The sequence below is a fragment of the Streptomyces uncialis genome, from assembly GCF_036250755.1.
Lineage (GTDB): Bacteria > Actinomycetota > Actinomycetes > Streptomycetales > Streptomycetaceae > Streptomyces > Streptomyces uncialis.
In genome coordinates, this window is record NZ_CP109583.1 from 7,704,722 (window position 1) to 7,729,959 (window position 25,238).

The following is a 25,238-nucleotide window of genomic DNA, read 5'->3' on the forward strand; positions in this document are numbered from 1 at the left end:
CGATGTTCCGCCGTACGTTCTGGTTCACCGCGGGCGCCGCCGCCGGGGTCTGGGCCACCACCAAGGTCAACCGCAAGCTCAAGCAGCTCACCCCGGAGAGCCTCGCCGCCCAGGCCGCGAACAAGGCCGTCGACACCGGCCACCGGCTCAAGGAGTTCGCCCTCGACGTCCGCGCCGGAATGATCCAGCGCGAGCACGAACTGGGCGACGCGCTGGGCCTGCACGCCCCCGTCGACGGTGAGCTCCCCGCGCCGCGCCGCGCCGCCGCCCTGGAAAGCCCCTACCACCCCGACCACCCGAAGGCCGCGAAGTACGCCGAGCACAGGACGCACTCGCACAACCGGAATGAGGACCACTGATGGAGTCGGCTGAAATCCGCCGCCGCTGGCTGCGCTTCTTCGAGGAGCGCGGGCACACCGTCGTTCCGTCGGCGTCGCTGATCGCGGACGACCCGACCCTGCTGCTGGTCCCCGCGGGCATGGTCCCCTTCAAGCCGTACTTCCTCGGTGAGGTCAAGCCGCCCTACGAGCGCGCCACCAGCGTCCAGAAGTGCGTCCGCACCCCGGACATCGAAGAGGTCGGCAAGACCACCCGGCACGGCACCTTCTTCCAGATGTGCGGCAACTTCTCCTTCGGGGACTACTTCAAGGAAGGCGCCATCAAGTACGCCTGGGAGCTGCTGACCGGCTCCCTCGCGGACGGCGGCTACGCCCTGGACCCCGAGCGGCTGTGGATCACGGTCTACGAGCAGGACGACGAGGCCGAGCGCATCTGGCGGGACGTCATCGGGGTGCCCGCCGAGCGCATCCAGCGCCTCGGGATGGGCCCCAACTTCTGGTCCATGGGCGTCCCCGGCCCCTGCGGCCCCTGCTCCGAGGTCCACTACGACCGCGGCCCCGAGTTCGGCGTCGAGGGCGGCCCCGCCGTCAACGACGAGCGGTACGTCGAGATCTGGAACCTCGTCTTCATGCAGTACGAGCGGGGCGAGGGCACCGGCAAGGAAGACTTCGAGATCCTCGGAGACCTGCCGAACAAGAACATCGACACCGGTCTCGGTCTCGAACGCCTCGCCATGATCCTCCAGGGCGTGCAGAACATGTTCGAGATCGACACCTCCCGTGTCGTGATCGAGAAGGCCACCGAGCTGACCGGTATCGCCTACGGCAAGGCCCACGACAGCGATGTCTCGCTGCGCGTCGTCTCCGACCACATGCGCACCTCCGTGATGCTCATCGGCGACGGCGTCACCCCCGGCAACGAGGGCCGCGGCTACGTACTGCGCCGCATCATGCGCCGCGCCGTGCGCAACATGCGGCTGCTGGGCGCCACCGGCCCCGTCGTCGGTGAGCTGGTCGACACGGTCATCCGCTCGATGGCCGACCAGTACCCGGAGCTGGAGAGCGAGCGGGCGCGCATCGAGACCGTGGCCCTCGCCGAGGAGGCCGCGTTCCTCAAGACGCTGAAGGCCGGCACCAACATCCTCGACAGCGCCGTCTCGGAGACCAAGGCCACCGGCGGCACGGTGCTCACCGGTGACAAGGCGTTCCTGCTCCACGACACCTGGGGCTTCCCCATCGACCTCACCCTGGAGATGGCCGCCGAACAGGGCCTCGCCGTGGACCAGGACGGCTTCCGGCGGCTGATGAAGGAGCAGCGGGAGCGCGCCAAGGCCGACGCCCGCGCCAAGAAGACCGGTCACGCCGACATGGGCGCCTACCGCGAGATCGCCGACCGCGCGGGCGCCACCGAGTTCACCGGGTACGCCGACACCGAGGGCGAGTCCCGGATCGTCGGCATCCTGGTGGACGGGGTCTCCTCCCCGGCCGCCACCGAGGGCGACGACGTCGAGATCGTCCTCGACCGCACCCCCTTCTACGCCGAGGGCGGCGGCCAGATCGGTGACACCGGCCGGATCCGCCTCGACTCGGGGGCCGTGGTCGAGATCCGCGACTGCCAGAAGCCGGTGCCGGGCGTGTACGTCCACAAGGGCGTCGTCCAGGTCGGTGAGGTGACCGTCGGCGCCGCCGCCCACGCCACCATCGACGTGCGCCGCCGCACCGCCATCGCCCGCGCCCACTCCGCCACCCACCTCACCCACCAGGCGCTGCGTGACGCGCTCGGCCCGACGGCCGCCCAGGCCGGTTCCGAGAACCAGCCCGGCCGCTTCCGTTTCGACTTCGGCTCACCGGCCGCCGTGCCCGGCACCGTCCTCACCGACGTCGAGCAGCGGATCAACGAGGTCCTCGCCCGGGACCTCGACGTCCAGGCCGAGGTCATGAGCATCGACGACGCCAAGAAGCAGGGCGCCATCGCCGAGTTCGGCGAGAAGTACGGCGAGCGGGTCCGGGTCGTCACCATCGGGGACTTCTCCAAGGAGCTCTGCGGCGGTACCCATGTCCACAACACCTCGCAGCTCGGCCTGGTGAAGCTGCTCGGGGAGTCGTCCATCGGCTCCGGGGTGCGCCGTATCGAGGCCCTGGTGGGCGTCGACGCCTACAACTTCCTCGCCCGTGAGCACACCGTCGTCGCCCAGCTCCAGGAGCTGGTCAAGGGCCGCTCCGAGGAGCTGCCCGAGAAGATCGCCGGGATGCTCGCCAAGCTGCGGGAGGCCGAGAAGGAGATCGAGAGGTTCCGCGCGGAGAAGGTCCTCCAGGCCGCCGCCGGGCTCGCCTCGTCCGCCAAGGACGTGCGCGGTACCGCCCTCGTCACCGGCCAGGTCCCCGACGGCACCACCGCCGACGACCTGCGCAAGCTGGTCCTCGACGTCCGGGGCCGTATCCAGGGCGACCGGGCCGTGGTCGTGGCCCTGTTCACCGCCGTGAACGGCAAGCCGCTCACGGTGATCGCCACCAACGACGCCGCCCGCGCGCGCGGTCTGAAGGCCGGTGAGCTGGTCCGCGCCGCCGCCAAGACCCTCGGCGGCGGCGGTGGCGGCAAGCCGGACGTCGCCCAGGGCGGCGGCCAGAACGCCGCCGCGATCGGTGACGCCATCGACGCCGTCGAACGGCTCGTCGCCGACACCGCCGCCTGATGCGCCGGGGCCGCCGACTCGCGCTCGACGTGGGGGACGCCCGGATCGGTGTCGCCTCCTGCGATCCGGACGGCATCCTCGCCACGCCGGTGGAGACCGTGCCGGGACGTGATGTCCCGGCCGCCCACCGGCGGCTGCGGGCCCTCGTGGAGGAGTACGAGCCGATCGAGGTCGTCGTCGGGCTCCCGCGCTCCCTGCGCGGCGGCGAGGGCCCGGCGGCGGTCAAGGTCCGGGCCTTCGCCCAGGTCCTCGCCACCGGTATCGCGCCCGTCCCGGTGCGCCTGATGGACGAGAGGATGACCACAATCACGGCCAGTCAGGGACTGCGCGCCTCGGGCGTGACGTCCCGAAAGGGCCGGTCTGTCATCGACCAGGCTGCCGCTGTGGTGATCCTCCAGAACGCTCTGGAGTCCGAACGGGCGTCAGGCGCTGCACCCGGTGAGGGCGTCGAAGTGGTCATCTGATCGCGATACGGTAACGTTCCGCGCGATGCGACGGGGTTCGAACAGCCGGCGCACAGCAATTGAGGTGGATGCGACGCCGCGCCGCGAGTGCTCAGCGGACCCCGCCTCGCGGCACTAGGGGACAGATGACTGAATATGGCCGGGGCCAAGGCTCCGAACCGTGGTATCCGGAGGACCCGTTGTACGGGGACGTCGGATGGGAGGGCTCGCAGGGCCACCCCGGCCAGTCCCCCCAGACCGGTCAGCAGTACCCGCACGGGCAGCAGCACCAGCAGCAGGGCCACCAGGACCAGCACCAGCAGGGCCAGCAGCACCAGTACTACGAGCAGGGCCAGCCGCAGCAGTCGTACCCGCAGGACCAGGGCCAAGGCCAGGGCCAGGGGTACGACCCGCAGCAGTATCCGCAGGACCACACCCAGCAGGCGTACCCGCAGCAGGGCCACGCCCCGCAGCACGCCGGGCAGTCCCCGCAGTACGACGAATGGCACAACCAGCCCGCCCCCGGGCAGGGCGACGCGCACGGCGGCCAGTACCAGGGCGGCTGGGAGGCCGCGCAGCCCGGCCAGATCCCCTACGGCACCGACCCCGCGGGCACCTACGCGGGACAGCCCGAGGCGTACGGCGCCGAGCAGCCCGACCACTACGGCTCGGACGCGGCGTACCCGCCGCCCGAGCCTCCCGGCCGGCGGCGCGCCGCGCCCGACCCGGACGAGGCCACCGAGTGGGACGCCGGTCAGGAGGGCGAGGACCACGCCTTCTTCACCGGCCAGGACGCGCCCGACGGCGACGGATACGACGACGAGGAGCCCGAGGGCCGTTCCGGCGGCCGGGGCGGTGACCGGCGCGGTCGCGGCGGCAAGAGCAGGAAAGGCCGCAGCGGGGTCGCGTGTCTGCTGGTCACCGCGGTCTTCGCGGGCGGTATCGGCGCGGTCGGCTACTTCGGGTTCCAGTTCTACCAGGATCGTTTCGGCACGGCCCCGGACTTCGCGGGTGACGGCACCGGCGAGACCGTCTCCGTGGACATCCCCAAGGGCTCGCTCGGCTCCGGCATCGGCCAGAAACTCAAGGAAGCCGGCGTCATCAGGAGCGTCGACGCGTTCGTGTCGGCCCAGCAGCAGAACCCCAAGGGCAACACCATCCAGGACGGCGTCTATCTGCTGCGCAAGCAGATGTCGGCGGCCAGTGCCGTCGAACTGATGCTCAGTCCCAAGAGCCGCAACAACCTCATCATCGCGGAGGGCCGCCGCAACGCCTGGGTCTACTCGCAGATCGACAAGCGCCTCGAACTGCCCGGCGGCACCACCAAGGAAGTCGCCCTCAAGGAGTCGAAGTCCCTCGGTCTGCCCAGCTGGGCGAACTCGGACAAGGACATAAAGGATCCGCTGGAGGGCTTCCTCTACCCGTCGAGCTACTCCGTCGCCAAGGGTATGAAACCGGCCGCCGTGCTCAAGAAGATGGTCGCCCAGGCGGTCGAGCAGTACGAGACCTACGACCTGGAGGCGAAGGCCCGCGAGCTGGGGCTGAAGGATCCGCTGGAGGTCGTCACCGTCGCGAGCATGGTCCAGGCCGAGGGCATGACCCACGACGACTTCAAGAAGATGGCGGCCGTCGTCTACAACCGCCTCAAGCCGACGAACGTGGTCACCAACCAGAAGGTCGAGTTCGACTCCGCGTACAACTACGTGAAGAACCAGAGCGAGATCGACATCTCCACCAAGGAGATCCGGAACTACGACGACCCGTACAACACGTACTTCTACGCGGGACTGCCCCCCGGCCCGATCGGGAACCCCGGCAAGGACGCGATGCAGGCCGCGGTCGAGCCCGACACCGACGGCTGGATGTTCTTCATCTCCATCGACGGCAAGACGACCACGTTCACCAAGGAACTGGCCGACCACGAGGAACTGGTGCGCGAATTCAATGAGCGACGGAAGAACGGCGACTGAGCACGCCGGGCGGCGCCGCGCGGCGGTCCTCGGCTCACCGATCGCGCACTCCCTGTCCCCGGTGCTGCACCGGGCGGCCTACGCCGAACTGGGACTGACCGGCTGGAGCTACGACCGCTTCGAGACCGACGAGGCGGCCCTGCCCGGCTTCCTCGCCGGGCTCGGCCCCGAGTGGGCCGGGCTCTCGCTGACCATGCCGCTCAAGCGCGCGGTGATCCCGCTGCTCGACGAGGTCAGCGACACGGCCGCCGCCGTGGAAGCCGTCAACACCGTCGTCCTCACCGAGGACGGCCGCCGCACCGGGGACAACACCGACATCCCCGGGATGGTCGCCGCGCTGCGGGAGCGCGGCGTGGAGTCCGTGGAGTCCGCGGCGGTGCTCGGCGCCGGGGCCACCGCCTCGTCCGCGCTCGCCGCCCTCGCCCGGATCTGCACCGGCGAGGTCGTCGCCTACGTCCGCAGCGCCGCCCGCGCGGCGGAAATGCGGCAGTGGGGCGAACGCCTCGGCGTCGAGGTCCGCACCGAGGACTGGGACGACGCGGCCCGCGCGCTGCACGCCCCCCTGGTGATCGCCACCACGCCCGCCGGGACGACCGACGCCCTCGCCGCCCGGCTGCCCGAACGCCCCGCGACGCTGTTCGACGTGCTGTACGAGCCCTGGCCCACCGAGCTCGCCGCCCGCTGGTCGGCGTACGGCGGCGCCGTCGTCAGCGGCCTCGACCTCCTCGTCCACCAGGCCGTGCTCCAGGTCGAGCGGATGACCGGGCGCGGCCCCGCGCCGCTGGCCGCGATGCGCCGCGCCGGAGAGCACGCGCTCGCCTCCCGCTGACCCGCCGGACCCGGGGGCGTCCGCCTGATGGACCTTCGAACAGGCACGGGTCCGGGGCATGGGAGGATCAGGGGTGGCGGGCCAGGGCCGCGCACCCGGTCGCGCCGTCGCAGTTCGGGCGCGAGCAAGAGGAGCACCGTTGAGCAGGTTGCGCTGGCTGACCGCGGGGGAGTCGCACGGCCCCGCCCTGGTGGCGACACTGGAGGGTCTTCCCGCCGGTGTCCCGATCACCACGGAGATGGTGGGGGACCACCTGGCCCGGCGGCGCCTCGGCTATGGACGCGGTGCCCGGATGAAGTTCGAACGTGACGAGGTCACGTTCCTCGGCGGGGTACGCCACGGTCTCACCCTGGGCTCCCCGGTCGCGATCATGGTCGGCAACACCGAGTGGCCCAAGTGGGAGAAGGTCATGGCGGCCGACCCGGTCGACCCGGCCGAACTCGCCACCATGGCCCGCAACGCCCCGCTGACCCGCCCCCGCCCCGGTCACGCCGACCTCGCGGGCATGCAGAAGTACGGCTTCGACGAGGCCCGCCCCATCCTGGAGCGCGCCTCCGCCCGGGAGACCGCGGCCCGGGTCGCGCTCGGCGCGGTCGCCCGGTCCTACCTCAAGGCCACCGCGGGCATCGAGATCGTCAGCCATGTCGTGGAACTGGCGGCGGCCAAGGCCCCGTACGGCGTCTACCCCGTCCCCTCGGACGTCGACAAGCTCGACGCCGACCCGGTGCGCTGCCTCGACAGCGCCGCGTCGGAGGCGATGGTCGCCGAGATCGACCAGGCCCACAAGGACGGCGACACCCTCGGCGGGGTCGTCGAGGTGCTGGCCTACGGCGTGCCCGTCGGCCTCGGCTCCCATGTCCACTGGGACCGCCGTCTCGACGCCCGGCTCTCCGCCGCCCTCATGGGCATCCAGGCCATCAAGGGCGTCGAACTCGGCGACGGCTTCGGCCTCGCCCGCGTCCCCGGCTCGCAGGCCCATGACGAGATCGTCCGCACCGCCGACGGCATCAAGCGTGTCACCGGCCGCTCCGGCGGCACCGAGGGCGGTCTGAGCACCGGGGAACTGCTGCGGGTGCGCGCCGCGATGAAGCCCATCGCGACCGTCCCGCGGGCCCTCGCCACCGTCGACATCGTCACCGGCGAGGCCACCAAGGCCCACCACCAGCGCTCCGACGTCTGCGCGGTCCCGGCCGCCGGGATCGTCGCCGAGGCCATGGTCGCCCTGGTCCTCGCGGACGCCGTCGCGGAGAAGTTCGGCGGCGACAGCGTCCCCGAGACCCGCCGCAACGTCGAGTCCTACCTCGACCACCTGCGCATCCGGTGACGACGATGCCCGACACACCCGGACCGGCCGGGCCCGCCGTCGTCCTCGTCGGACCGATGGGCGTCGGCAAGTCCACCGTCGGGGCGCTCCTCGCCGAGTGGCTGGGGCGCCCCTACCGGGACACCGACGACGACATCGAGGCCGCCGAGGGCCGCCCGATCTCCGACATCTTCGTCAACGACGGCGAACCGTACTTCCGCGCCGCCGAGAAGGCCGCCGTCCGGGACGCGCTGCGCACCCACGACGGTGTCCTCGCCCTCGGCGGCGGCGCCGTCCTCGACGCCGACACCCGCGCCCTGCTCGCCGGGCGGCCCGTCGTCCTGCTGACGATGGACGTGGACGAGGCGGTACGCCGCACCGGGCTGAACGTCGCCCGGCCGCTGCTCGCCGTCAACCCCCGCCGTACCTGGCGCGAGCTGATGGAGGCCCGCCTCCCGCTCTACACCGAGGTGGCCCGCGCGGTCGTCACCACCGCGGACCGGGACCCCGAAGAGGTGGCCCGCGCCGTCCTCGAAGCGCTGGGCCTCACGGCCGGCCCCGGCGCACCACCCGTCCCGGACGGCCCCGCCGCCCCGGACGACGACCCGCACGACCCCCGCCAGGAGACCCCATGAGCGAGCAGGCACCCACCCGTATCCAGGTCGCAGGTTCGGCCGGCACCGACCCGTACGACGTGCTCGTCGGGCGGCAGCTCCTCGGTGAACTGGGCGCCCTGATCGGGCCGCGGGTCAAGCGGGTCGCCGTGATCCACCCCGAGGCGCTGGCCGAGACCGGGGAGGCACTGCGCGCGGACCTCGCCGGACAGGGCTTCGAAGCGGTCGCCATCCAGGTGCCCAACGCCGAGGAGGCCAAGACCGCCGAGGTCGCCGCCTACTGCTGGAAGGCGCTCGGGCAGTCCGGCTTCACCCGCAGCGACGTCATCGTCGGCGTGGGCGGCGGCGCCACCACCGACCTCGCCGGGTTCGTGGCGGCGAGCTGGCTGCGCGGCGTGCGCTGGGTCGCGGTCCCGACCACCGTCCTCGGGATGGTCGACGCCGCCGTCGGAGGCAAGACCGGCATCAACACCGCCGAGGGCAAGAACCTCGTCGGCGCCTTCCACCCGCCGGCCGGGGTGCTGTGCGACCTCGCCGCGCTGGAGTCGCTGCCCGTCCACGACTACGTCTCCGGGCTCGCCGAGATCATCAAGGCCGGGTTCATCGCCGACCCCGTGATCCTCGACCTGGTCGAGGCCGACCCGCAGGCCGCCCGGACCCCGGCGGGCCCGCACACCGCGGAACTCGTCGAGCGGTCCATCAGGGTCAAGGCGGAGGTCGTCTCCGGCGACCTCAAGGAAGCCGGGCGCCGGGAGATCCTCAACTACGGCCACACCCTCGCGCACGCCATCGAGAAGAACGAGCGCTACCAGTGGCGGCACGGCGCCGCCGTCTCCGTCGGTATGCACTTCGCCGCCGAGCTCGGCCGGCTCGCCGGACGCCTGGACGACGCCACCGCCGACCGCCACCGCACGGTCCTGGAGTCCGTGGGGCTGCCGCTCAGCTACCGCTACGACCAGTGGCCCAAGCTCCTGGAGACCATGAAGGTCGACAAGAAGTCCCGGGGCGACCTGCTGCGGTTCATCGTGCTCGACGGCCTCGCGCGGCCGACTGTCCTGGAGGGCCCGGACCCGGCGGTGCTGCTCGCCGCCTACGGCGAGGTCGCGGGCTAGTCCCCGCTCCCACGGGACGCGGGGCCGATGGACCGGCCCCGCGTCCCTGAGCGCATCCTCCGCCGTCCGCCGTCCGTTCACCCGGCCCGTCCCCACGGGGACCGCCCGGGAAGGTACCGTTCGGTGGATGTTCCCCGGCCGCCACGGCCGCGGGGAGCGGCGCCGCCCGGCCGGGAACTCCGGCGGGGTCGCCGCGAGTTGTCTGGACGACACGACACGACCCGACGCGCCGGTACGGCCTGTACGAGACGGAGTGGCACCGGATGCAGCACGCAGGGGGAGCACCGCTGCCGCCGCCCGAGCGGCCGGGCGGGGAACCGGCCGCGGGCTGGCCGGCCCCGCACCACCTGGGCACGCACCGCCCAGGCACACCTCACCCGGGCCCCGTACCCACCGGGCCGCCCCCTCCCGTGCCCTACCCGTCCGTCCCCCCGCCCCCGCACTCGGGCCACGCCGCGCCCCCGCCCCCCAGCGGCCCCCCACCGGCCCCCCACCCGCACCAGGGCCCGCCCCCGGCGCCGCACTCGCCCCCGCACCAAGCCCCGCCACCGCCCCCCACGCCGCAGCAGGGCCCGCCACAGCGTCAGGGCCCGCCGCCGCCCCCGGCGCCGCGGCAGGGCCCCCCGCCGCACTCGCCTCCGCACCAGGGCCCGCCCCCGCATCCCGCACCCCGCCAGGCCCCGGCCGCCTCGGCGCAGGCCCCTGGCGGCCCGCCCCAGGCCCGTCCGGACAGCACCGGCCATGTCCGGCTGCCCCCCGGCGGCCCCGTCGCGCTCCCCAGCCCGCCACCCGCCCACGGCGGACCCGACACGACCGGGATCACCCTCGCGGTGCTGCTGATCGGCCCGGCGGGCGCGGGCAAGACGAGCGTCGCCAAGTACTGGGCCGAGCACCGCCGCGCCCCGACCGCGCACATCAGCCTCGACGACGTCCGGGAATGGGTGCGCTCCGGCTTCGCCGACCCGCAGTCCGGGTGGAACGACCACTCGGAGGCCCAGTACCGGCTGGCCCGCCGCACCTGCGGCTTCGCCGCGCGCAATTTCCTCGCCAACGGCATCTCCTGCATCCTCGACGACGCGGTCTTCCCCGACCGCCCGGTGGTCGGCCTCGGCGGCTGGAAGCGGCATGTGGGGCCCGGGCTGCTGCCCGTGGTCCTGCTGCCGGGCCTGGAGATCGTCCTGGAGCGCAACGCCGAGCGCAGCGGGAACCGCCGTCTCGCCGACGAGGAGGTGGCCCGTATCCACGGCCGGATGGCCGGCTGGTACGGCTCGGGCCTCCCGATCATCGACAACTCCCACCTGGACATCCCCAGCACGGCCCAGGCCCTCACAGAAGCCCTCACCCGCTCGGTAGCCAGCCCCCCACAGTGGTAATCCCTGCCCGGACAGGACGGACGACGCCCAGGTTCGCCCCGTAAGGGCCGCGAGGAACGGCGCGAGCAACCCCGTACCGACCCGCAGGTGAGGGCCCACGCCGGGAGGCGCCCCGCAAGGGGCGCGGGGAACGGCGCACCCCCGTGCGACCCGCACAGAAACAAGTGGGCCCAGGCGCGGAGACCTAAGGGGCGCGAGGAACTGCGCGAGCAACCCAGGACCCACCCGCAGGTGAAGGCCCACGCCGGGAGGCGCCCCGCAAGGGGCGCGAGGAACTGCGCACCCCCGTGCGACCCGCACAGAAACAAGTAGGCCCAGGTGCCGAGACCTAAGGGGCGCGAGGAACTGCGCCCCACGTCGGACCCGCACAGGAACAAGTAGGCCCAGGTGCGGAGACCTGAAGGGCGCGAGCAACACCGCGAGCAACACCGCGAGCACCCAGGACCCACCCGCAAGGGAGGACGGCCAGAGGCACGCCGAACCCAGCCGCCGGACGGGGGACCCCCCCCGTCCGGCCGCGCAGACCGGGCCCCCGCGCCAGGTCACTCGTACGCTCGGACCATGGCAGAGGCGTACGCGTCCCGAAGACACCGCCTACGGGAACGCAACACCGCAGGTGGCCCCGCGGCGGCACTCATCTCCCGCCCCGCCAACGTCCGCTACCTCACCGGCACCGCGCCCCCCGGCGCGGTCCTCCTCCTCGGCGAGAGCGAGGACGACGGCGGCGGCGAGGGCGGCAACGGCGACCTCCTGGTCTGCGCGCACCCGCCCAGCGGCCGCCCGGACGAGGGCCGCCCCGACGAGACGCTGCTCACCAAGACCCTCCCCGACCCGGGCGGGGACCCCGCGGTGACCGCCGCGGGCATCGCCGCGGCCCGGGGCACGGACGCCCTCGCCGTGGAGGAGCACCATCTGACGGTCGCCCGCCACCGGGCGCTGCGGACCGTCGCCCCCGGTCTGCGGCTCACCGACCTCGCGGGAGCCGTCGAACAGCTCCGGCTGATCAAGGACGAGGAGGAGATCGGCTGTCTGCGGATCGCCGCGGAGATCGCCGACCAGGCCCTGAGCGAACTGCTCGAATCGATCCTGGTGGGCCGCACGGAGCGGCATCTCGCCCTGGAGCTGGAACGCCGGCTGGTCGACCACGGGGCCGACGGCCCCGCTTTCGCGACCTCGGTGGGCACCGGCCCGCACGCGGGTCTCGGTGAGCACCGTCCCACCGACCGCAGGGTCGAGGAAGGCGATTTTCTGTCCGTGGGCCTGGGCGCGTCCTACCGCGGCTATCGTTGCGAGATCGGCCGGACCTTTGTCATCGGGACCTCGCCCGCGGACTGGCAGATCGAGCTGTACGACCTTGTCTTCGCCGCTCAGCGGGCCGGACGGGAGGCCCTGGTGCCCGGCGCCGCCTGCCGCGATGTGGACCGCGCGGCCCGCCAGATCCTGGAGTCCGCGGGCCACCGGGAGGGCCTTCCGCCGCGCATCGGGCACGGTGTGGGGCTCGAAAACGACGAGGACCCGCAATTGGCGCCCTCGGCCATGGGTAAACTGGACGCTTGTGTGCCGGTCACCGTCGAACCGGGGGTTCACCTCCCTGGCCGGGGCGGGGTCCGGATCGATGACACGCTCGTCGTGCGCCCAGAGGCGGACGGCGGACCCGAGCTACTCACCATCACGACCAAGGAGCTCCTGGCGCTCTAGCCTCAGCCCACCGCTGAGCTGCCGGACGCGGGCCCCCGCTGGTCGTCCACGTCAGTCCAGGAGATTCCGCAACCGTGGCTTCCACGAACGACCTCAAGAACGGCCTGGTACTCAAGCTCGACGGGGGCCAGCTCTGGTCCGTCGTCGAGTTCCAGCACGTCAAGCCCGGCAAGGGCCCTGCCTTCGTGCGCACCAAGCTCAAGAACGTGCTGTCCGGGAAGGTCGTCGACAAGACCTTCAACGCCGGCGTGAAGGTCGAAACGGCCACCGTCGACAAGCGGGACATGCAGTTCTCCTACATGGACGGCGAGTACTTCGTCTTCATGGACATGCAGACCTTCGACCAGCTGCACATCGACCGCAAGACCGTCGGTGACGCCGCGAACTTCCTCCTTGAGGGCTTCTCGGCCACCGTGGCGCAGCACGACGGCAGTGTCCTGTTCGTCGAGCTGCCGACCGCTGTCGAGCTGGTCATCGCCGAGACCGAGCCGGGCGTCCAGGGCGACCGCTCCACGGGCGGCACCAAGCCCGCGAAGCTGGAGACCGGGTTCGAGATGCAGGTTCCGCTCTTCATCACGACCGGCGAGAAGATCAAGGTCGACACCCGCTCGGGCGACTACCTCGGCCGGGTGAACAGCTAACCGTGGCTGCCCGGAACACGGCCCGCAAACGCGCCTTCCAGATCCTCTTCGAAGGCGATCAGCGCGATGCCGACGTGACCACGGTCCTCGCGGACTGGGTGCGTCATTCACGTACGGACACCCGGCAGCCGCCGGTGAGCGAGTACACCATGGAGCTGGTCGAGGGGTACGCGCAGCACGCCGCGCGGATCGACGAGCTGCTCGCGCAGTACGCCGTGGGATGGACGCTGGACCGGATGCCCGTGGTGGACCGGAACATCCTGCGGCTCGGCGCCTACGAGCTGATCTGGGTGGACGGCACACCCGACGCGGTGGTCCTCGACGAGGCCGTCGAGCTGGCGAAGGAGTTCTCCACCGACGACTCGCCGAACTTCGTGAACGGCCTGCTCGGACGGCTCAAGGAGCTGAAGCCCGGTCTCCGACGGGACTGACGCCGCCCGACCGGCCGTGCCGCCCCCGCCGCCCGCGGCGGGGGCCGCCGCTCATCCGCCCGCCCGTACCCGCGGGGGCCCTGCCCCCGGCGTGGTGCGGGCGGTCGGTCGTTGTCCGGCCCGGTCGTTGTCCGGGCCGCCGGACTCCGCACGACCCGGTGATCCGGCGGCCGGTCCGTCCGGCGCCGCACGACCCGGGGACTCGTCCGCCCGGCCGTCTCACCGCCACGCGGTCCGGCCTCTGGGGGCCCGACCGTCCGACCGCCGCCCCATACCGTGCCGCGCATACCGCGTCCACCGTGCGACCCGCGCACCGACCGCTGGGCCGTCCGGGTGAACGCATGCCGGGGTGGCGCGGGACCCTGAGGTCCGCGCCACCCCGGCGGCACGTTTCTGCTGGTGGGTGAGGGGTCAGTTGTCCTCGTGGGCCACCGCGCGACGGGCGTCCGCGTCCAGCACGCCCCAGCCGATGAGCTGCTCGGTGAGGACCGAGGGGGACTGGTCGTAGATCACCGCGAGGGTTCTCAGGTCGTCCTGGCGGATCGACAGGACCTTGCCGTTGTAGTCGCCGCGCTGGGACTGGATCGTGGCGGCGTAACGCTGGAGCGGGCCCGCCTTGTCGGCCGGGACATGCGCCAGGCGCTCCAGGTCCAGGACGAGCTTCGGCGGCGGCTCGGCGGCGCCGCCGGGCGTGGTGCCGGGCAGCAGCTCCTGGACCGGGACCCCGTAGAAATCCGCCAGCTCGGCGAGACGCTGGACGGTCACGGCACGGTCCCCGCGCTCGTAGGACCCGACCACGACGGCCTTCCAGCGGCCCTGGGACTTCTCCTCGACGCCGTGGAGAGACAGGCCCTGCTGGGTGCGGATGGCCCGGAGCTTGGCCCCGAGCTGTTTTGCGTATTCGCTGGACATATAGCTCCCCGGACGAAGGCTGGTGACTCACTGTGAGGTTACGCAGCGTGACTTGAATGCGTCAAGCCGAACGGTCAGCACCGACTCTTCCCTGCCTCGGCCCGGGGCGCACGGTGAGGGGGTGAACTGGGGGAATGGGCGACCTGCTATCGTGCAGGGCGCAATTCCGACGTCCTTTAAGGTCCGTCCCGTGAGGCGGAGAAGGAGGTCCGTTTCTTATGGACACCAGCGGTACGAACCACCCCGAACCGGCCGGCCCCGCCGCCGGTCCCACCGGACCCGTCCACGACGGCACCGGCGCCCCCGAGGGCGCCGCGCGGCCTGTCCTGGAGGCTCCCGACATCGCCCGGATGCTGACCCGTATCGCCCACGAGATCGTGGAGCGCGCCAAGGGCGCCGACGATGTGGTGCTCCTCGGCATCCCCACCCGCGGGGTCTTCCTCGCGCAGCGGCTCGCCGCGAAGCTCGCGGAGATCACCGGGCGCGCGATCCCCGTCGGCTCCCTCGACATCACCATGTACCGCGACGACCTGCGGATGCACCCGCCGCGCGCCCTGGCCCGCACCGACATCCCCGGCGACGGGGTGGACGGCCGGCTCGTGGTCCTCGTCGACGACGTGCTCTTCTCCGGGCGCACCATCCGCGCGGCCCTCGACGCCCTGAACGACATCGGGCGCCCCCGCGCGGTGCAGCTCGCCGTCCTCGTCGACCGCGGCCACCGCGAGCTGCCGATCCGCGCGGACTACGTGGGCAAGAACCTGCCGACCTCGCTGCGCGAGACGGTCCGGGTGCAGCTCGACGAGGAGGACGGGCGCGACACCGTCCTGCTCGGGCTGAAGCCCGCGGGCCCCGCCGGATGAGCCGCACCGTCTGACCCTGGCCCGGACGGGCCGCGCCGCCACCGCTCCGCGTCCCGCGGTGCGCCGCCGCGCGCCCGCCCCCGGCCGGCCCCGCCCCGGTGCCGCCCGCCGCACCCCCCTCCGGGACCGCCCGGACCTCCGACACGCCGAACTGCCCTACGGAGCCATACAGATGCTGCGTCATCTCATCTCGGCCGCCGACCTCTCCCGTGACGACGCCGTCCTGATCCTCGACACCGCCGAGGAGATGGCCCGGGTCGCCGACCGGCCGATCAAGAAGCTGCCGACCCTGCGCGGCCGTACCGTCGTCAACCTGTTCTTCGAGGACTCCACCCGTACCCGGATCTCCTTCGAGGCCGCCGAGAAGCGGCTGTCCGCCGATGTCATCAACTTCACCGCCAAGGGCTCCTCGGTCTCCAAGGGCGAGTCCCTCAAGGACACCGCGCAGACCCTGGAGGCGATGGGCGTCGACGCCGTCGTCATCCGGCACGGCGCCTCCGGCGCCCCCTACCGCCTCGCCACCTCCGGCTGGATCGACGCCGCCGTGATCAACGCGGGCGACGGCACCCACCAGCACCCCACCCAGGCCCTGCTGGACGCCTTCACCATGCGCCGCCGCCTCGTCGGCCGGGACACCGGACTCGGCCGCGACCTCGCCGGGCGCCGCATCACGATCGTCGGCGACATCCTGCACAGCCGGGTCGCCCGCTCCAACGTCGACCTGCTGCACACCCTCGGCGCCCAGGTCACCCTGGTCGCCCCGCCCACCCTGGTGCCCGTCGGCGTCGAGCGGTGGCCCTGCGACGTGTCCTACGACATCGACACCGTGCTGCCCGGGTCGGACGCCGTGATGATGCTGCGCGTCCAGCGCGAACGCATGAACGCCGCGTACTTCCCGACCGAGCGCGAGTACGCCCGCAGGTACGGGCTCAACGGCGACCGGATGGCCCGGATGCCCGGACACGCGATCGTGATGCACCCCGGGCCGATGGTCCGCGGTATGGAGATCACCGCGGAGGTCGCCGACTCCGACCGCTGCACCGCCCTGGAACAGGTCACCAACGGGGTCTCCATCCGGATGGCCGTGCTGTACCTGCTGCTCGGCGGCAACGAGCCCGCCGTCACCCACACCCGTACCGAGGAGAAGTAACCGACATGAGCAAGATCCTTATCCGCGGTGCCCGGGTGCTCGGCGGCGACCCCCAGGACGTGCTGATCGACGGCGGGACCATCGCCGCCGTCGGCACCGGCCTCACGGCCGGCGACGCCACCGTCGTCGAGGCCGCCGGACAGGTCCTCCTGCCCGGCCTGGTCGACCTGCACACCCATCTGCGCGAGCCCGGCCGCGAGGACTCCGAGACGGTCCTCACCGGCACCCGCGCCGCCGCCGTCGGCGGCTTCACCGCCGTCCACGCCATGGCCAACACCTTCCCCGTCGCGGACACCGCCGGCGTCGTCGAGCAGGTGTGGCGGCTCGGCCGCGAGCACGGCTACTGCGACGTCCAGCCGGTCGGCGCCGTCACCGTCGGCCTGGAGGGCAAGCAGCTCGCGGAGCTCGGCGCCATGCACGACTCGGCCGCCGGGGTCATGGTCTTCTCCGACGACGGCAAGTGCGTGGACGACGCCGTGATCATGCGGCGCGCCCTGGAGTACGTGAAGGCGTTCGGCGGGGTCGTCGCCCAGCACGCCCAGGAGCCCCGGCTCACCGAGGGCGCCCAGATGAACGAGGGCGTCGTCTCCGCCGAACTCGGACTCGGCGGCTGGCCCGCCGTCGCCGAGGAGTCGATCATCGCCCGCGATGTGCTGCTCGCCGCGCACGTCGGCTCCCGTATCCACATCTGCCATCTGTCGACCGCCGGGTCCGTGGAGATCGTCCGCTGGGCCAAGTCCAAGGGCTGGGACGTCACCGCCGAGGTCACCCCGCACCATCTGCTGCTCACCGACGAGCTGGTCCGCAGCTACGACCCCGTCTACAAGGTCAACCCGCCGCTGCGCACCGAGGCCGACGTCCTCGCCCTGCGCGAGGCGCTCGCCGACGGCACCATCGACTGCGTGGCCACCGATCACGCCCCGCACCCCCACGAGGACAAGGACTGCGAGTGGGCCGCCGCCGCCATGGGCATGGTCGGCCTGGAGACCGCGCTGTCGGTGGTCCAGCACACGATGGTCGACTCCGGACTCCTCGACTGGGCGCAGGTCGCCGACCGGATGTCGTTCCGGCCCGCCCGGATCGGCCGGCTCGCCGGACACGGCCGTCCCGTCTCGGAAGGTGAGCCCGCCAACCTGACGCTGGTCGATGCCGCATACCGTGGAGAGGTGGACCCCGCGGGCTTCGCCTCCCGCAGCCGCAACACCCCCTACCGGGGCCGTGAGCTGCCGGGACGCGTCACCCACACCTGGCTGCGGGGCCGTGCCACGGTCGTCGACGGGAAGCTCGTGTGATGCCTCACCCCCTCCGCAGTGCAGAAGCCCTCTCCGTGCTCGCCGCCGAGCAGAAATCGGCCGAGGTCACCGACTGGGCCGCCCGGATCGGCTGGCTCGTCGGCCTCATCCTCTTCGTCGTCCTCGTCTACTGGCTGATGCGCGAGGGCTGGCGCTGGCGCGGCACCCTCCAGGGCGACCTCCCCGAGCTGCCCACCGCCCCGGACGACCCGGGCGCCCCCCGGCTCACCCTGCGCGGCCGCTACCACGGCTCCACCACCGCCGGACAGTGGCTGGACCGGATCGTCGCCCGCGGTCTCGGCACCCGCTCCCGCGCCGAGCTGACCCTGACCGACGCGGGACTCGACGTCGTACGCCCCGGGGCCACCGACTTCTTCGTGCCCACCGCGCAGCTGCGCGGGGCCCGCCTCGACAAGGGCATCGCGGGCAAGGTCCTCGCCGAGGGCGGACTGCTCGTCGTCACCTGGGCGCACGGCGACCGGCTGATCGACTCCGGGTTCCGCTCCGACACCGCCGCCGAGCACACCGCCTGGGTCGCCGGGATCAACGCCCGGACCACCGTCCACCAGGACACCCCCCAGCACACCACCACCACGGAAGGCGCGGAACGATGAGCGCGCAGACAGCGCAGCCGACCTCCTCCACCAGGGCGGCCCAGGTCCCCGCCGTACTCGTCCTGGAGGACGGCCGCCTCTTCCGGGGCCGGGCCTACGGGGCCACCGGCCAGACCTTCGGCGAGGCCGTCTTCTCCACCGGGATGACCGGCTACCAGGAGACCCTCACCGACCCCTCGTACCACCGCCAGGTCGTCGTGATGACCGCCCCCCATATCGGGAACACCGGCGTCAACGACGAGGACCCCGAGTCCGGCCGTATCTGGGTCTCCGGCTACGTGGTCCGCGACCCCGCCCGGAAGCCCTCCAACTGGCGCTCCCGGCGCTCGCTGGACGAGGAGCTCGCCGCCCAGGGCGTCGTCGGGATCTCCGGCGTCGACACCCGCGCCCTCACCCGGCATCTGCGCGAACGCGGCGCCATGCGCGTCGGGATCTTCTCCGGCAACGCGCTGCCCGACGAGGGCACCATGCTCGCCGAGGTCCGCCAGGCCCCCGAGATGAGCGGCGCCGACCTCTCCGCCGAGGTCGCCACCAAGGAGGCGTACGTCGTCCCCGCGATCGGCGCCAAGCGGTTCACCGTCGCCGCCGTCGACCTCGGCATCAAGGGCATGACCCCGCGCCGGATGGCCGAACGCGGTATCGAGGTGCACGTCCTGCCCGCCACCGCGACCGTCGAGGACGTGTACGCGGTCGCCCCCGACGGCGTGTTCTTCTCCAACGGCCCCGGCGACCCCGCCACCGCCGACCACCCGGTGTCCGTGATGCGCGCCGTCCTGGACCGCGGCACCCCGCTGTTCGGGATCTGCTTCGGCAACCAGATCCTCGGCCGCGCCCTCGGCTTCGGCACCTACAAGCTGAAGTACGGCCACCGCGGCATCAACCAGCCCGTGCAGGACCGCACGACCGGCAAGGTCGAGGTCACCGCGCACAACCACGGCTTCGCCGTCGACGCCCCCCTCGACCGGGTCAGCGACACCCCCTACGGCCGCGCCGAGGTCTCCCACGTTTGTCTGAACGACCAGGTGGTCGAGGGGCTGCGGCTCCTCGACAAGCCCGCGTTCAGTGTCCAGTACCACCCCGAAGCCGCCGCGGGCCCGCACGACGCCGCGTACCTGTTCGACCGCTTCGTCACCCTGATGGAGGGCCAGCGTGCCTAAGCGCACCGATATCCAGTCCGTCCTGGTCATCGGCTCCGGCCCGATCGTCATCGGCCAGGCCGCGGAGTTCGACTACTCCGGCACCCAGGCGTGCCGCGTCCTCAAGGCCGAGGGCCTGCGGGTCGTGCTCGTCAACTCCAACCCGGCCACGATCATGACCGACCCGGAGATCGCCGACGCCACCTACGTCGAGCCGATCACCCCCGAGTTCGTCGAGAAGATCATCGCCAAGGAGCGCCCCGACGCGCTGCTCCCCACCCTCGGCGGACAGACCGCGCTGAACACCGCGATCTCCATGCACGAGAACGGTGTCCTGGAGAAGTACGGCGTCGAGCTCATCGGCGCCAACGTCGAGGCCATCAACAAGGGCGAGGACCGCGAACTCTTCAAGGGTGTCGTCGAGGCCGTCCGCGCGAAGATCGGCCACGGCGAGTCCGCGCGCTCCGTCATCTGCCACACGATGGACGACGTCCTCGCGGGCGTCGACACCCTCGGCGGCTACCCCGTCGTCGTCCGCCCGTCCTTCACCATGGGCGGCGCCGGGTCCGGCTTCGCCCACGACGAGGACGAGCTGCGCCGCATCGCCGGACAGGGCCTCACGCTCTCCCCGACCACCGAGGTGCTCCTGGAGGAGTCCATCCTCGGCTGGAAGGAGTACGAGCTGGAGCTGATGCGCGACAAGCACGACAACGTCGTGGTCGTCTGCTCCATCGAGAACTTCGACCCGATGGGCGTGCACACCGGTGACTCGATCACCGTCGCCCCGGCGATGACCCTCACCGACCGCGAGTACCAGCGGCTGCGCGACATCGGGATCGCGATCATCCGCGAGGTCGGCGTCGACACCGGCGGCTGCAACATCCAGTTCGCGATCGACCCCGCCGACGGCCGGGTCATCGTCATCGAGATGAACCCCCGGGTCTCCCGCTCCTCCGCGCTGGCGTCCAAGGCCACCGGCTTCCCCATCGCCAAGATCGCCGCGAAGCTCGCCGTCGGCTACACCCTCGACGAGATCCCCAACGACATCACCGAGAAGACCCCGGCCTCCTTCGAGCCGACACTCGACTACGTCGTGGTGAAGGCGCCCCGCTTCGCCTTCGAGAAGTTCCCGTCCGCCGACTCCACCCTCACCACCACCATGAAGTCGGTCGGCGAGGCCATGGCCATCGGCCGCAACTTCACCGAGGCCCTCCAGAAGGCCCTGCGCTCGCTGGAGAAGAAGGGCAGCCAGTTCACCTTCGTCGGGGACCCCGGCGACAAGGCCGAACTGCTGCGCGAGGCCGTGCGGCCCACCGACGGCCGGATCAACACCGTGATGGCCGCTATCCGCGCCGGAGCCACCCAGGAGGAGGTCTTCGACGCCACGAGGATCGACCCCTGGTTCGTCGACCAGCTGTTCCTCATCAAGGAGATCGCCGACGAGCTGGCCGCCGCCGACAAGCTCGCCCCGGACCTCCTCGCCGAGGCCAAGCGGCACGGCTTCTCCGACACCCAGATCGGCGAGATCCGGGGCCTGCGCGAGGATGTCGTCCGCGAGGTCCGGCACGCCCTCGGCGTCCGCCCGGTCTACAAGACCGTCGACACCTGCGCCGCCGAGTTCGCCGCCCGCACCCCGTACTTCTACTCCTCGTACGACGAGGAGAGCGAGGTCGCGCCCCGCGAGAAGCCCGCCGTGATCATCCTCGGCTCCGGGCCCAACCGCATCGGCCAGGGCATCGAGTTCGACTACTCGTGCGTCCACGCGTCGTTCGCGCTGCACGACGCGGGCTACGAGACCGTCATGGTCAACTGCAACCCCGAGACCGTCTCCACCGACTACGACACCTCCGACCGGCTCTACTTCGAGCCGCTCACCCTGGAGGACGTCCTGGAGATCGTCCACGCCGAGTCGCTCGCCGGACCGATCGCGGGCGTCATCGTCCAGCTCGGCGGCCAGACCCCCCTCGGACTGTCCCAGGCGCTCAAGGACAACGGCGTCCCCGTCGTCGGCACCCCCCCGGAGGCCATCCACGCCGCCGAGGACCGCGGCGCCTTCGGCCGGGTCCTCGCCGAGGCCGGACTGCCCGCCCCCAAGCACGGCACCGCCACCACCTTCGCCGGGGCCAAGGCCATCGCCGACGAGATCGGCTACCCCGTCCTGGTGCGCCCCTCGTACGTCCTCGGCGGCCGCGGCATGGAGATCGTCTACGACGAGACCCGGCTGTCCTCGTACATCGCGGAGTCCACCGAGATCTCCCCGTCCCGCCCGGTCCTCGTCGACCGGTTCCTCGACGACGCCATCGAGATCGACGTGGACGCGCTCTACGACGGCGAGGAGCTGTACCTCGGCGGTGTGATGGAACACATCGAGGAGGCCGGCATCCACTCCGGCGACTCGGCGTGCGCCCTGCCCCCGATCACCCTCGGCGGCTTCGACATCAAGCGGCTGCGGGCCTCCACCGAGGCCATCGCCAAGGGCGTCGGCGTCCGCGGACTGATCAACATCCAGTTCGCGATGGCCGGGGACATCCTCTACGTCCTGGAGGCCAACCCGCGCGCCTCCCGCACCGTGCCCTTCACCTCCAAGGCGACCGCCGTCCCGCTCGCCAAGGCCGCCGCGCGCATCTCGCTCGGCGCCACCGTCGCGGAGCTGCGCGCCGAAGGACTGCTCCCGGCGAACGGCGACGGCGGCACCCTGCCGCTGGACGCGCCGATCTCCGTCAAGGAGGCCGTCATGCCGTGGTCGCGCTTCCGCGACATCCACGGCCGCGGCGTCGACACGATCCTCGGCCCGGAGATGCGTTCCACCGGCGAGGTCATGGGCATCGACACGGCCTTCGGCACCGCCTACGCCAAGTCGCAGGCCGGGGCGTACGGGCCGCTGCCCACCAAGGGCCGGGCCTTCATCTCCGTCGCCAACCGCGACAAGCGCTCGATGATCTTCCCGGCCCGGGAACTCGTCGCCCATGGCTTCGAACTCCTCGCCACCTCCGGCACCGCCGAGGTCCTCAAGCGCAACGGCATCAACGCCACCGTCGTCCGCAAGCAGAGCGAGGGCGAGGGACCGAACGGCGAGCGGACCATCGTCCAGCTCATCCACGACGGCGAGGTCGACCTCATCGTCAACACCCCCTACGGCACCGGGGGCCGCCTCGACGGCTACGACATCCGCACCGCCGCCGTCGCGCGGTCCGTGCCCTGTCTGACCACCGTCCAGGCGCTCGCCGCCGCCGTCCAGGGCATCGACGCGCTGAACCACGGCGACGTGGGCGTCCGCTCGCTCCAGGAGCACGCGGAGCGGCTGATCGCGGCCCGCGACTGACCGCACGGCCCGGTGCGGCGGACACCCCGCCGCACCCGGCCCGCACGCCGCCGGACCCGGGGGCACCGGAAACGGTGCCCCCGTCCCATGGCCCGCGCCCCATCCCGCCCCCGGCCCGAGGACACCAGCCCCATGTACCAGCTTCTCTTCCAGCTCCTGTTCCGCCGTATGGACCCCGAGCGGGCCCACCATCTGGCCGTCGGCTGGATCATCCGCGCCGCGCGCGTCCCGGTCCTGCGGACCTACCTCGCCGCCTTCCTCGCCCCCCGCCACCCGGAACTGCGCACCGAGGCGCTCGGACTGCGGATGCACGGCCCGTTCGGGCTCGCCGCCGGGTTCGACAAGAACGCCGTTGCCGTCGACGGCATGGCCATGCTCGGCTTCGACCATGTCGAGATCGGCACCGTCACCGGCGAACCCCAGCCCGGCAACCCCCGCAAGCGGCTCTTCCGGCTCACCGCCGACCGCGCCCTCATCAACCGCATGGGCTTCAACAACGAGGGCTCCGCCGCCGTCGCCGACCGGCTCGCAGGCCGCCGCGAGGTCTTCCGCACCACCGTCGGCGTCAACATCGGCAAGACCAAGGCCGTCCCCGAACAGGAGGCCGTCGCCGACTACGTGACCTCCACCGAACGGCTCGCCCGGCACGCCGACTACCTCGTCGTCAACGTCTCCTCGCCCAACACGCCCGGACTGCGCGACCTCCAGGCCGTCGACCAGCTGCGGCCCCTGCTCACCGCCGTCCGCGAGGCCGCCGACCGCAGCGTCCCCGGCCGCCGCGTCCCCCTCCTGGTGAAGATCGCCCCCGACCTCGCCGACGACGACATCGACGCCGTCGCCGACCTCGCCGTCGACCTGGGCCTCGACGGCATCATCGCCACCAACACCACCATCGCCCGCGAGAGCCTCGGCCTCACCAGCGACCCCGCCGTCGTCGCGGAGACCGGCGGCCTGTCCGGCGCACCCCTCAAGGAGCGCTCCCTGGAGGTGCTGCGCCGCCTCTACACCCGGGTGGGCGACCGCATCACCCTGGTCGGTGTCGGCGGCGTCGAGAACGCCGAGGACGCCTGGCGGCGCATCCTCGCCGGAGCCACCCTCGTCCAGGGCTACAGCGCCTTCATCTACCAGGGCCCCTGCTGGTCCCGCGCCGTCCACCGGGGCCTCGCCGCCCGCCTCGCCTCCTCCCCGTACGCCACCCTCGCCGAGGCCGTCGGCGCCGACACCAGGAAGCCCGTATGACCCACAGCCCCGCACCCACCGGTCCCGCGTCCACCGGCCCCGTCCCCTTCGGCACCCGGCTGCGACACGCCATGGACGAGCGGGGCCCGCTGTGCGTGGGCATCGACCCGCACGGCTCGCTGCTCACCTCCTGGGGCCTCACCGACGACCTCGCCGGACTGGAGCGCTTCAGCCGGACCGTGGTCGAGGCACTGGCCGACCGGGTCGCCGTGCTGAAGCCGCAGAGCGCCTTCTTCGAGCGCTTCGGCTCCCGGGGCGTCGCCGTCCTGGAGACGACGGTCGCCGAGGCACGCGCGGCGGGCGCCCTCGTCCTGATGGACGCCAAGCGCGGGGACATCGGCTCCACCATGGCCGCGTACGCCGACACCTTCCTGGCTCCCGGCGCGCCGCTGTTCTCCGACGCCCTCACCGTCTCGCCCTACCTCGGCTACGGCTCGCTGAGCCCCGCGGTGGACCTGGCGCGGGCCTCCGGCACCGGCCTGTTCGTGCTCGCGCTGACCTCCAACCCGGAGGGCGCGGAGGTGCAGCACGCGCTGCGCGCCGACGGACGGAACATCGGCGCGACCATGCTGGCGCGCCTCGCGCGGGAGAACGCGGCCGAGGTGGCCGCGGGCGCCGCGCTCGGCTCCTTCGGGGCCGTGGTCGGGGCGACCCTCGGGGACCTGTCCTCCTACGACCTGGCGATCGGCGGGCCGCTGCTGGCCCCCGGGATCGGCGCGCAGGGGGCGACCCCGGCGGATCTGCCGAAGGTGTTCGGCGCGGCCGTGCGCCAGGTCGTCCCGAACGTCAGCAGGGGAGTCCTGCGGCACGGGCCCGACACCGCCGCGCTGCGCGGCGCGGCCGAGCGCTTCGCGGACGAGGTACGGGACGCGGTCGCGGCGGTCTGAGCCGTCCCGGCGGCACCGGATGCCCCTTTCGCGGGTGGATCGAACGAGGAGTCGGTTTCGCGGGGTCCGGGCCTGGGCAGTCTCCGGTTTTCGGGCCCGCGTGAGCCCTCCGCGGGCCCCTTCGGAGGCTCCTCGGCGGATCTCCATTCTGAAAGAGTTCTCAGATCCGGGGTTTTTTGCCCCAGAATGTCGGACTCGGTTGAGGCTGACCAGGACTTTTCCGCTGTTCTCGCTGACTCGGAGGGCCTTGGCCGCTAGTCTCCGTCGAGAGCGAACGGGCAGCGCGTTGCCCGTTACTCCCCAGGTGTGGGGCGACCGAGTTCCCCACCGGGCCGCTGTACCTGACAGACATCCGACAGTTCGACATCCGAGGTGACGTAG

The 25,238-nt window shown here is 72.3% G+C and carries 21 protein-coding genes; 20 read left to right on the forward strand and 1 reads right to left on the reverse strand.

Annotation, left to right across the window (positions count from 1 at the left end; all coding sequences use genetic code 11):
- Positions 1-2 precede the first annotated feature (2 nt).
- From OG711_RS32250 to nusB, 12 genes are all read left to right on the forward strand, one after another.
- Positions 3-359, forward strand: a complete 357-nt coding sequence (locus OG711_RS32250; RefSeq protein WP_073792024.1) for a DUF6167 family protein — start codon at positions 3-5, stop codon at positions 357-359.
- On the forward strand, positions 359-3,031 hold the full coding sequence (alaS, locus tag OG711_RS32255; protein ID WP_266513256.1) for an alanine--tRNA ligase: 2,673 nt from the start codon (positions 359-361) through the stop codon (positions 3,029-3,031). Before OG711_RS32250 ends, alaS begins: the two co-directional genes overlap by 1 nt.
- Positions 3,031-3,495 (forward strand): Holliday junction resolvase RuvX, encoded by a 465-nt coding sequence (gene ruvX / locus OG711_RS32260; protein ID WP_073792018.1) that lies wholly within the window; start codon positions 3,031-3,033, stop codon positions 3,493-3,495. The genes alaS and ruvX overlap by 1 nt, the downstream gene beginning before the upstream one ends.
- A 125-nt stretch (positions 3,496-3,620) precedes the next feature.
- Positions 3,621-5,444, forward strand: coding sequence for an endolytic transglycosylase MltG (mltG, locus tag OG711_RS32265; RefSeq protein ID WP_329562049.1), 1,824 nt, complete (start codon positions 3,621-3,623; stop codon positions 5,442-5,444).
- Positions 5,419-6,273, forward strand: coding sequence for a shikimate dehydrogenase (locus tag OG711_RS32270; protein WP_329562051.1), 855 nt, complete (start codon positions 5,419-5,421; stop codon positions 6,271-6,273). Before mltG ends, OG711_RS32270 begins: the two co-directional genes overlap by 26 nt.
- A 139-nt stretch (positions 6,274-6,412) precedes the next feature.
- Entirely contained in the window at positions 6,413-7,597 is a 1,185-nt protein-coding gene (gene aroC / locus OG711_RS32275; protein WP_266513245.1) for a chorismate synthase, read from the forward strand.
- A 5-nt stretch (positions 7,598-7,602) separates the two neighbouring features.
- Positions 7,603-8,211, forward strand: a complete 609-nt coding sequence (locus OG711_RS32280; RefSeq protein ID WP_266513242.1) for a shikimate kinase — start codon at positions 7,603-7,605, stop codon at positions 8,209-8,211.
- Positions 8,208-9,302 carry a 3-dehydroquinate synthase gene (gene aroB / locus OG711_RS32285; protein ID WP_266513239.1) on the forward strand — a complete coding sequence of 365 codons (1,095 nt, stop codon included), beginning with the start codon at positions 8,208-8,210 and terminating at the stop codon, positions 9,300-9,302. Before OG711_RS32280 ends, aroB begins: the two co-directional genes overlap by 4 nt.
- Positions 9,303-9,565: 263 nt before the next feature.
- A complete protein-coding gene (locus OG711_RS32290) occupies positions 9,566-10,675 on the forward strand; it encodes an AAA family ATPase (RefSeq protein ID WP_329562054.1) in 1,110 nt (369 codons plus the stop codon).
- Positions 10,676-11,236: 561 nt separating this feature from the next.
- Positions 11,237-12,373, forward strand: coding sequence for an aminopeptidase P family protein (locus OG711_RS32295; RefSeq protein WP_329562056.1), 1,137 nt, complete (start codon positions 11,237-11,239; stop codon positions 12,371-12,373).
- 74 nt (positions 12,374-12,447) lie between these two features.
- Positions 12,448-13,014 carry an elongation factor P gene (gene efp, locus OG711_RS32300; RefSeq protein WP_073791997.1) on the forward strand — a complete coding sequence of 189 codons (567 nt, stop codon included), beginning with the start codon at positions 12,448-12,450 and terminating at the stop codon, positions 13,012-13,014.
- A 2-nt stretch (positions 13,015-13,016) separates the two neighbouring features.
- Complete coding sequence (gene nusB, locus OG711_RS32305) at positions 13,017-13,445, forward strand: transcription antitermination factor NusB (RefSeq protein ID WP_073791994.1); 429 nt, start codon at positions 13,017-13,019, stop codon at positions 13,443-13,445.
- A 411-nt stretch (positions 13,446-13,856) separates the two neighbouring features.
- Here the strand turns inward: nusB and bldD are convergent, their stop codons facing one another.
- Positions 13,857-14,357, reverse strand: a complete 501-nt coding sequence (gene bldD / locus OG711_RS32310; RefSeq protein ID WP_266513227.1) for a transcriptional regulator BldD — start codon at positions 14,355-14,357, stop codon at positions 13,857-13,859.
- 218 nt (positions 14,358-14,575) lie between these two features.
- Here bldD and pyrR point away from each other — a divergent pair, with 218 nt between their 5' ends.
- The 8 genes from pyrR (at position 14,576) to pyrF (ending at position 24,857) form a co-directional block, all read left to right on the forward strand.
- A complete protein-coding gene (gene pyrR / locus OG711_RS32315; RefSeq protein ID WP_272926023.1) occupies positions 14,576-15,217 on the forward strand; it encodes a bifunctional pyr operon transcriptional regulator/uracil phosphoribosyltransferase PyrR in 642 nt (213 codons plus the stop codon).
- A gap of 172 nt (positions 15,218-15,389) precedes the next feature.
- A complete protein-coding gene (locus OG711_RS32320; protein WP_073791989.1) occupies positions 15,390-16,367 on the forward strand; it encodes an aspartate carbamoyltransferase catalytic subunit in 978 nt (325 codons plus the stop codon).
- A gap of 5 nt (positions 16,368-16,372) precedes the next feature.
- A complete protein-coding gene (locus OG711_RS32325; RefSeq protein ID WP_073791986.1) occupies positions 16,373-17,659 on the forward strand; it encodes a dihydroorotase in 1,287 nt (428 codons plus the stop codon).
- On the forward strand, positions 17,659-18,273 hold the full coding sequence (locus OG711_RS32330; RefSeq protein ID WP_073791983.1) for a PH-like domain-containing protein: 615 nt from the start codon (positions 17,659-17,661) through the stop codon (positions 18,271-18,273). The genes OG711_RS32325 and OG711_RS32330 overlap by 1 nt, the downstream gene beginning before the upstream one ends.
- A complete protein-coding gene (gene carA / locus OG711_RS32335; RefSeq protein WP_329562062.1) occupies positions 18,270-19,430 on the forward strand; it encodes a glutamine-hydrolyzing carbamoyl-phosphate synthase small subunit in 1,161 nt (386 codons plus the stop codon). Before OG711_RS32330 ends, carA begins: the two co-directional genes overlap by 4 nt.
- On the forward strand, positions 19,423-22,731 hold the full coding sequence (gene carB, locus OG711_RS32340) for a carbamoyl-phosphate synthase large subunit (RefSeq protein WP_266513211.1): 3,309 nt from the start codon (positions 19,423-19,425) through the stop codon (positions 22,729-22,731). The genes carA and carB overlap by 8 nt, the downstream gene beginning before the upstream one ends.
- Positions 22,732-22,863: 132 nt before the next feature.
- Positions 22,864-23,970, forward strand: coding sequence for a quinone-dependent dihydroorotate dehydrogenase (locus tag OG711_RS32345; RefSeq protein ID WP_266513208.1), 1,107 nt, complete (start codon positions 22,864-22,866; stop codon positions 23,968-23,970).
- The gene (pyrF, locus tag OG711_RS32350) at positions 23,967-24,857 is read left to right on the forward strand and encodes an orotidine-5'-phosphate decarboxylase (RefSeq protein ID WP_073791972.1); all 891 of its coding nucleotides are present in this window, start codon (positions 23,967-23,969) and stop codon (positions 24,855-24,857) included. The genes OG711_RS32345 and pyrF overlap by 4 nt, the downstream gene beginning before the upstream one ends.
- Positions 24,858-25,238: the final 381 nt, after the last annotated feature.

Excerpts from the sequence above, each read along its gene's own strand:
- OG711_RS32250 (WP_073792024.1), top strand. The coding sequence starts at position 3 with ATGTTCCGCCGTACGTTCTGGTTCACCGCGGGCGCCGCCGCCGGGGTC.
- alaS (WP_266513256.1), top strand. The coding sequence starts at position 359 with ATGGAGTCGGCTGAAATCCGCCGCCGCTGGCTGCGCTTCTTCGAGGAG.
- ruvX (WP_073792018.1), top strand. The coding sequence starts at position 3,031 with ATGCGCCGGGGCCGCCGACTCGCGCTCGACGTGGGGGACGCCCGGATC.
- mltG (WP_329562049.1), top strand. The coding sequence starts at position 3,621 with ATGACTGAATATGGCCGGGGCCAAGGCTCCGAACCGTGGTATCCGGAG.
- OG711_RS32270 (WP_329562051.1), top strand. The coding sequence starts at position 5,419 with ATGAGCGACGGAAGAACGGCGACTGAGCACGCCGGGCGGCGCCGCGCG.
- OG711_RS32280 (WP_266513242.1), top strand. The coding sequence starts at position 7,603 with ATGCCCGACACACCCGGACCGGCCGGGCCCGCCGTCGTCCTCGTCGGA.
- aroB (WP_266513239.1), top strand. The coding sequence starts at position 8,208 with ATGAGCGAGCAGGCACCCACCCGTATCCAGGTCGCAGGTTCGGCCGGC.
- OG711_RS32290 (WP_329562054.1), top strand. The coding sequence starts at position 9,566 with ATGCAGCACGCAGGGGGAGCACCGCTGCCGCCGCCCGAGCGGCCGGGC.
- OG711_RS32295 (WP_329562056.1), top strand. The coding sequence starts at position 11,237 with ATGGCAGAGGCGTACGCGTCCCGAAGACACCGCCTACGGGAACGCAAC.
- bldD (WP_266513227.1), bottom strand. The coding sequence starts at position 14,357 with ATGTCCAGCGAATACGCAAAACAGCTCGGGGCCAAGCTCCGGGCCATC.
- pyrR (WP_272926023.1), top strand. The coding sequence starts at position 14,576 with ATGGACACCAGCGGTACGAACCACCCCGAACCGGCCGGCCCCGCCGCC.
- OG711_RS32320 (WP_073791989.1), top strand. The coding sequence starts at position 15,390 with ATGCTGCGTCATCTCATCTCGGCCGCCGACCTCTCCCGTGACGACGCC.
- OG711_RS32325 (WP_073791986.1), top strand. The coding sequence starts at position 16,373 with ATGAGCAAGATCCTTATCCGCGGTGCCCGGGTGCTCGGCGGCGACCCC.
- OG711_RS32330 (WP_073791983.1), top strand. The coding sequence starts at position 17,659 with ATGCCTCACCCCCTCCGCAGTGCAGAAGCCCTCTCCGTGCTCGCCGCC.
- carA (WP_329562062.1), top strand. The coding sequence starts at position 18,270 with ATGAGCGCGCAGACAGCGCAGCCGACCTCCTCCACCAGGGCGGCCCAG.
- OG711_RS32345 (WP_266513208.1), top strand. The coding sequence starts at position 22,864 with ATGTACCAGCTTCTCTTCCAGCTCCTGTTCCGCCGTATGGACCCCGAG.
- pyrF (WP_073791972.1), top strand. The coding sequence starts at position 23,967 with ATGACCCACAGCCCCGCACCCACCGGTCCCGCGTCCACCGGCCCCGTC.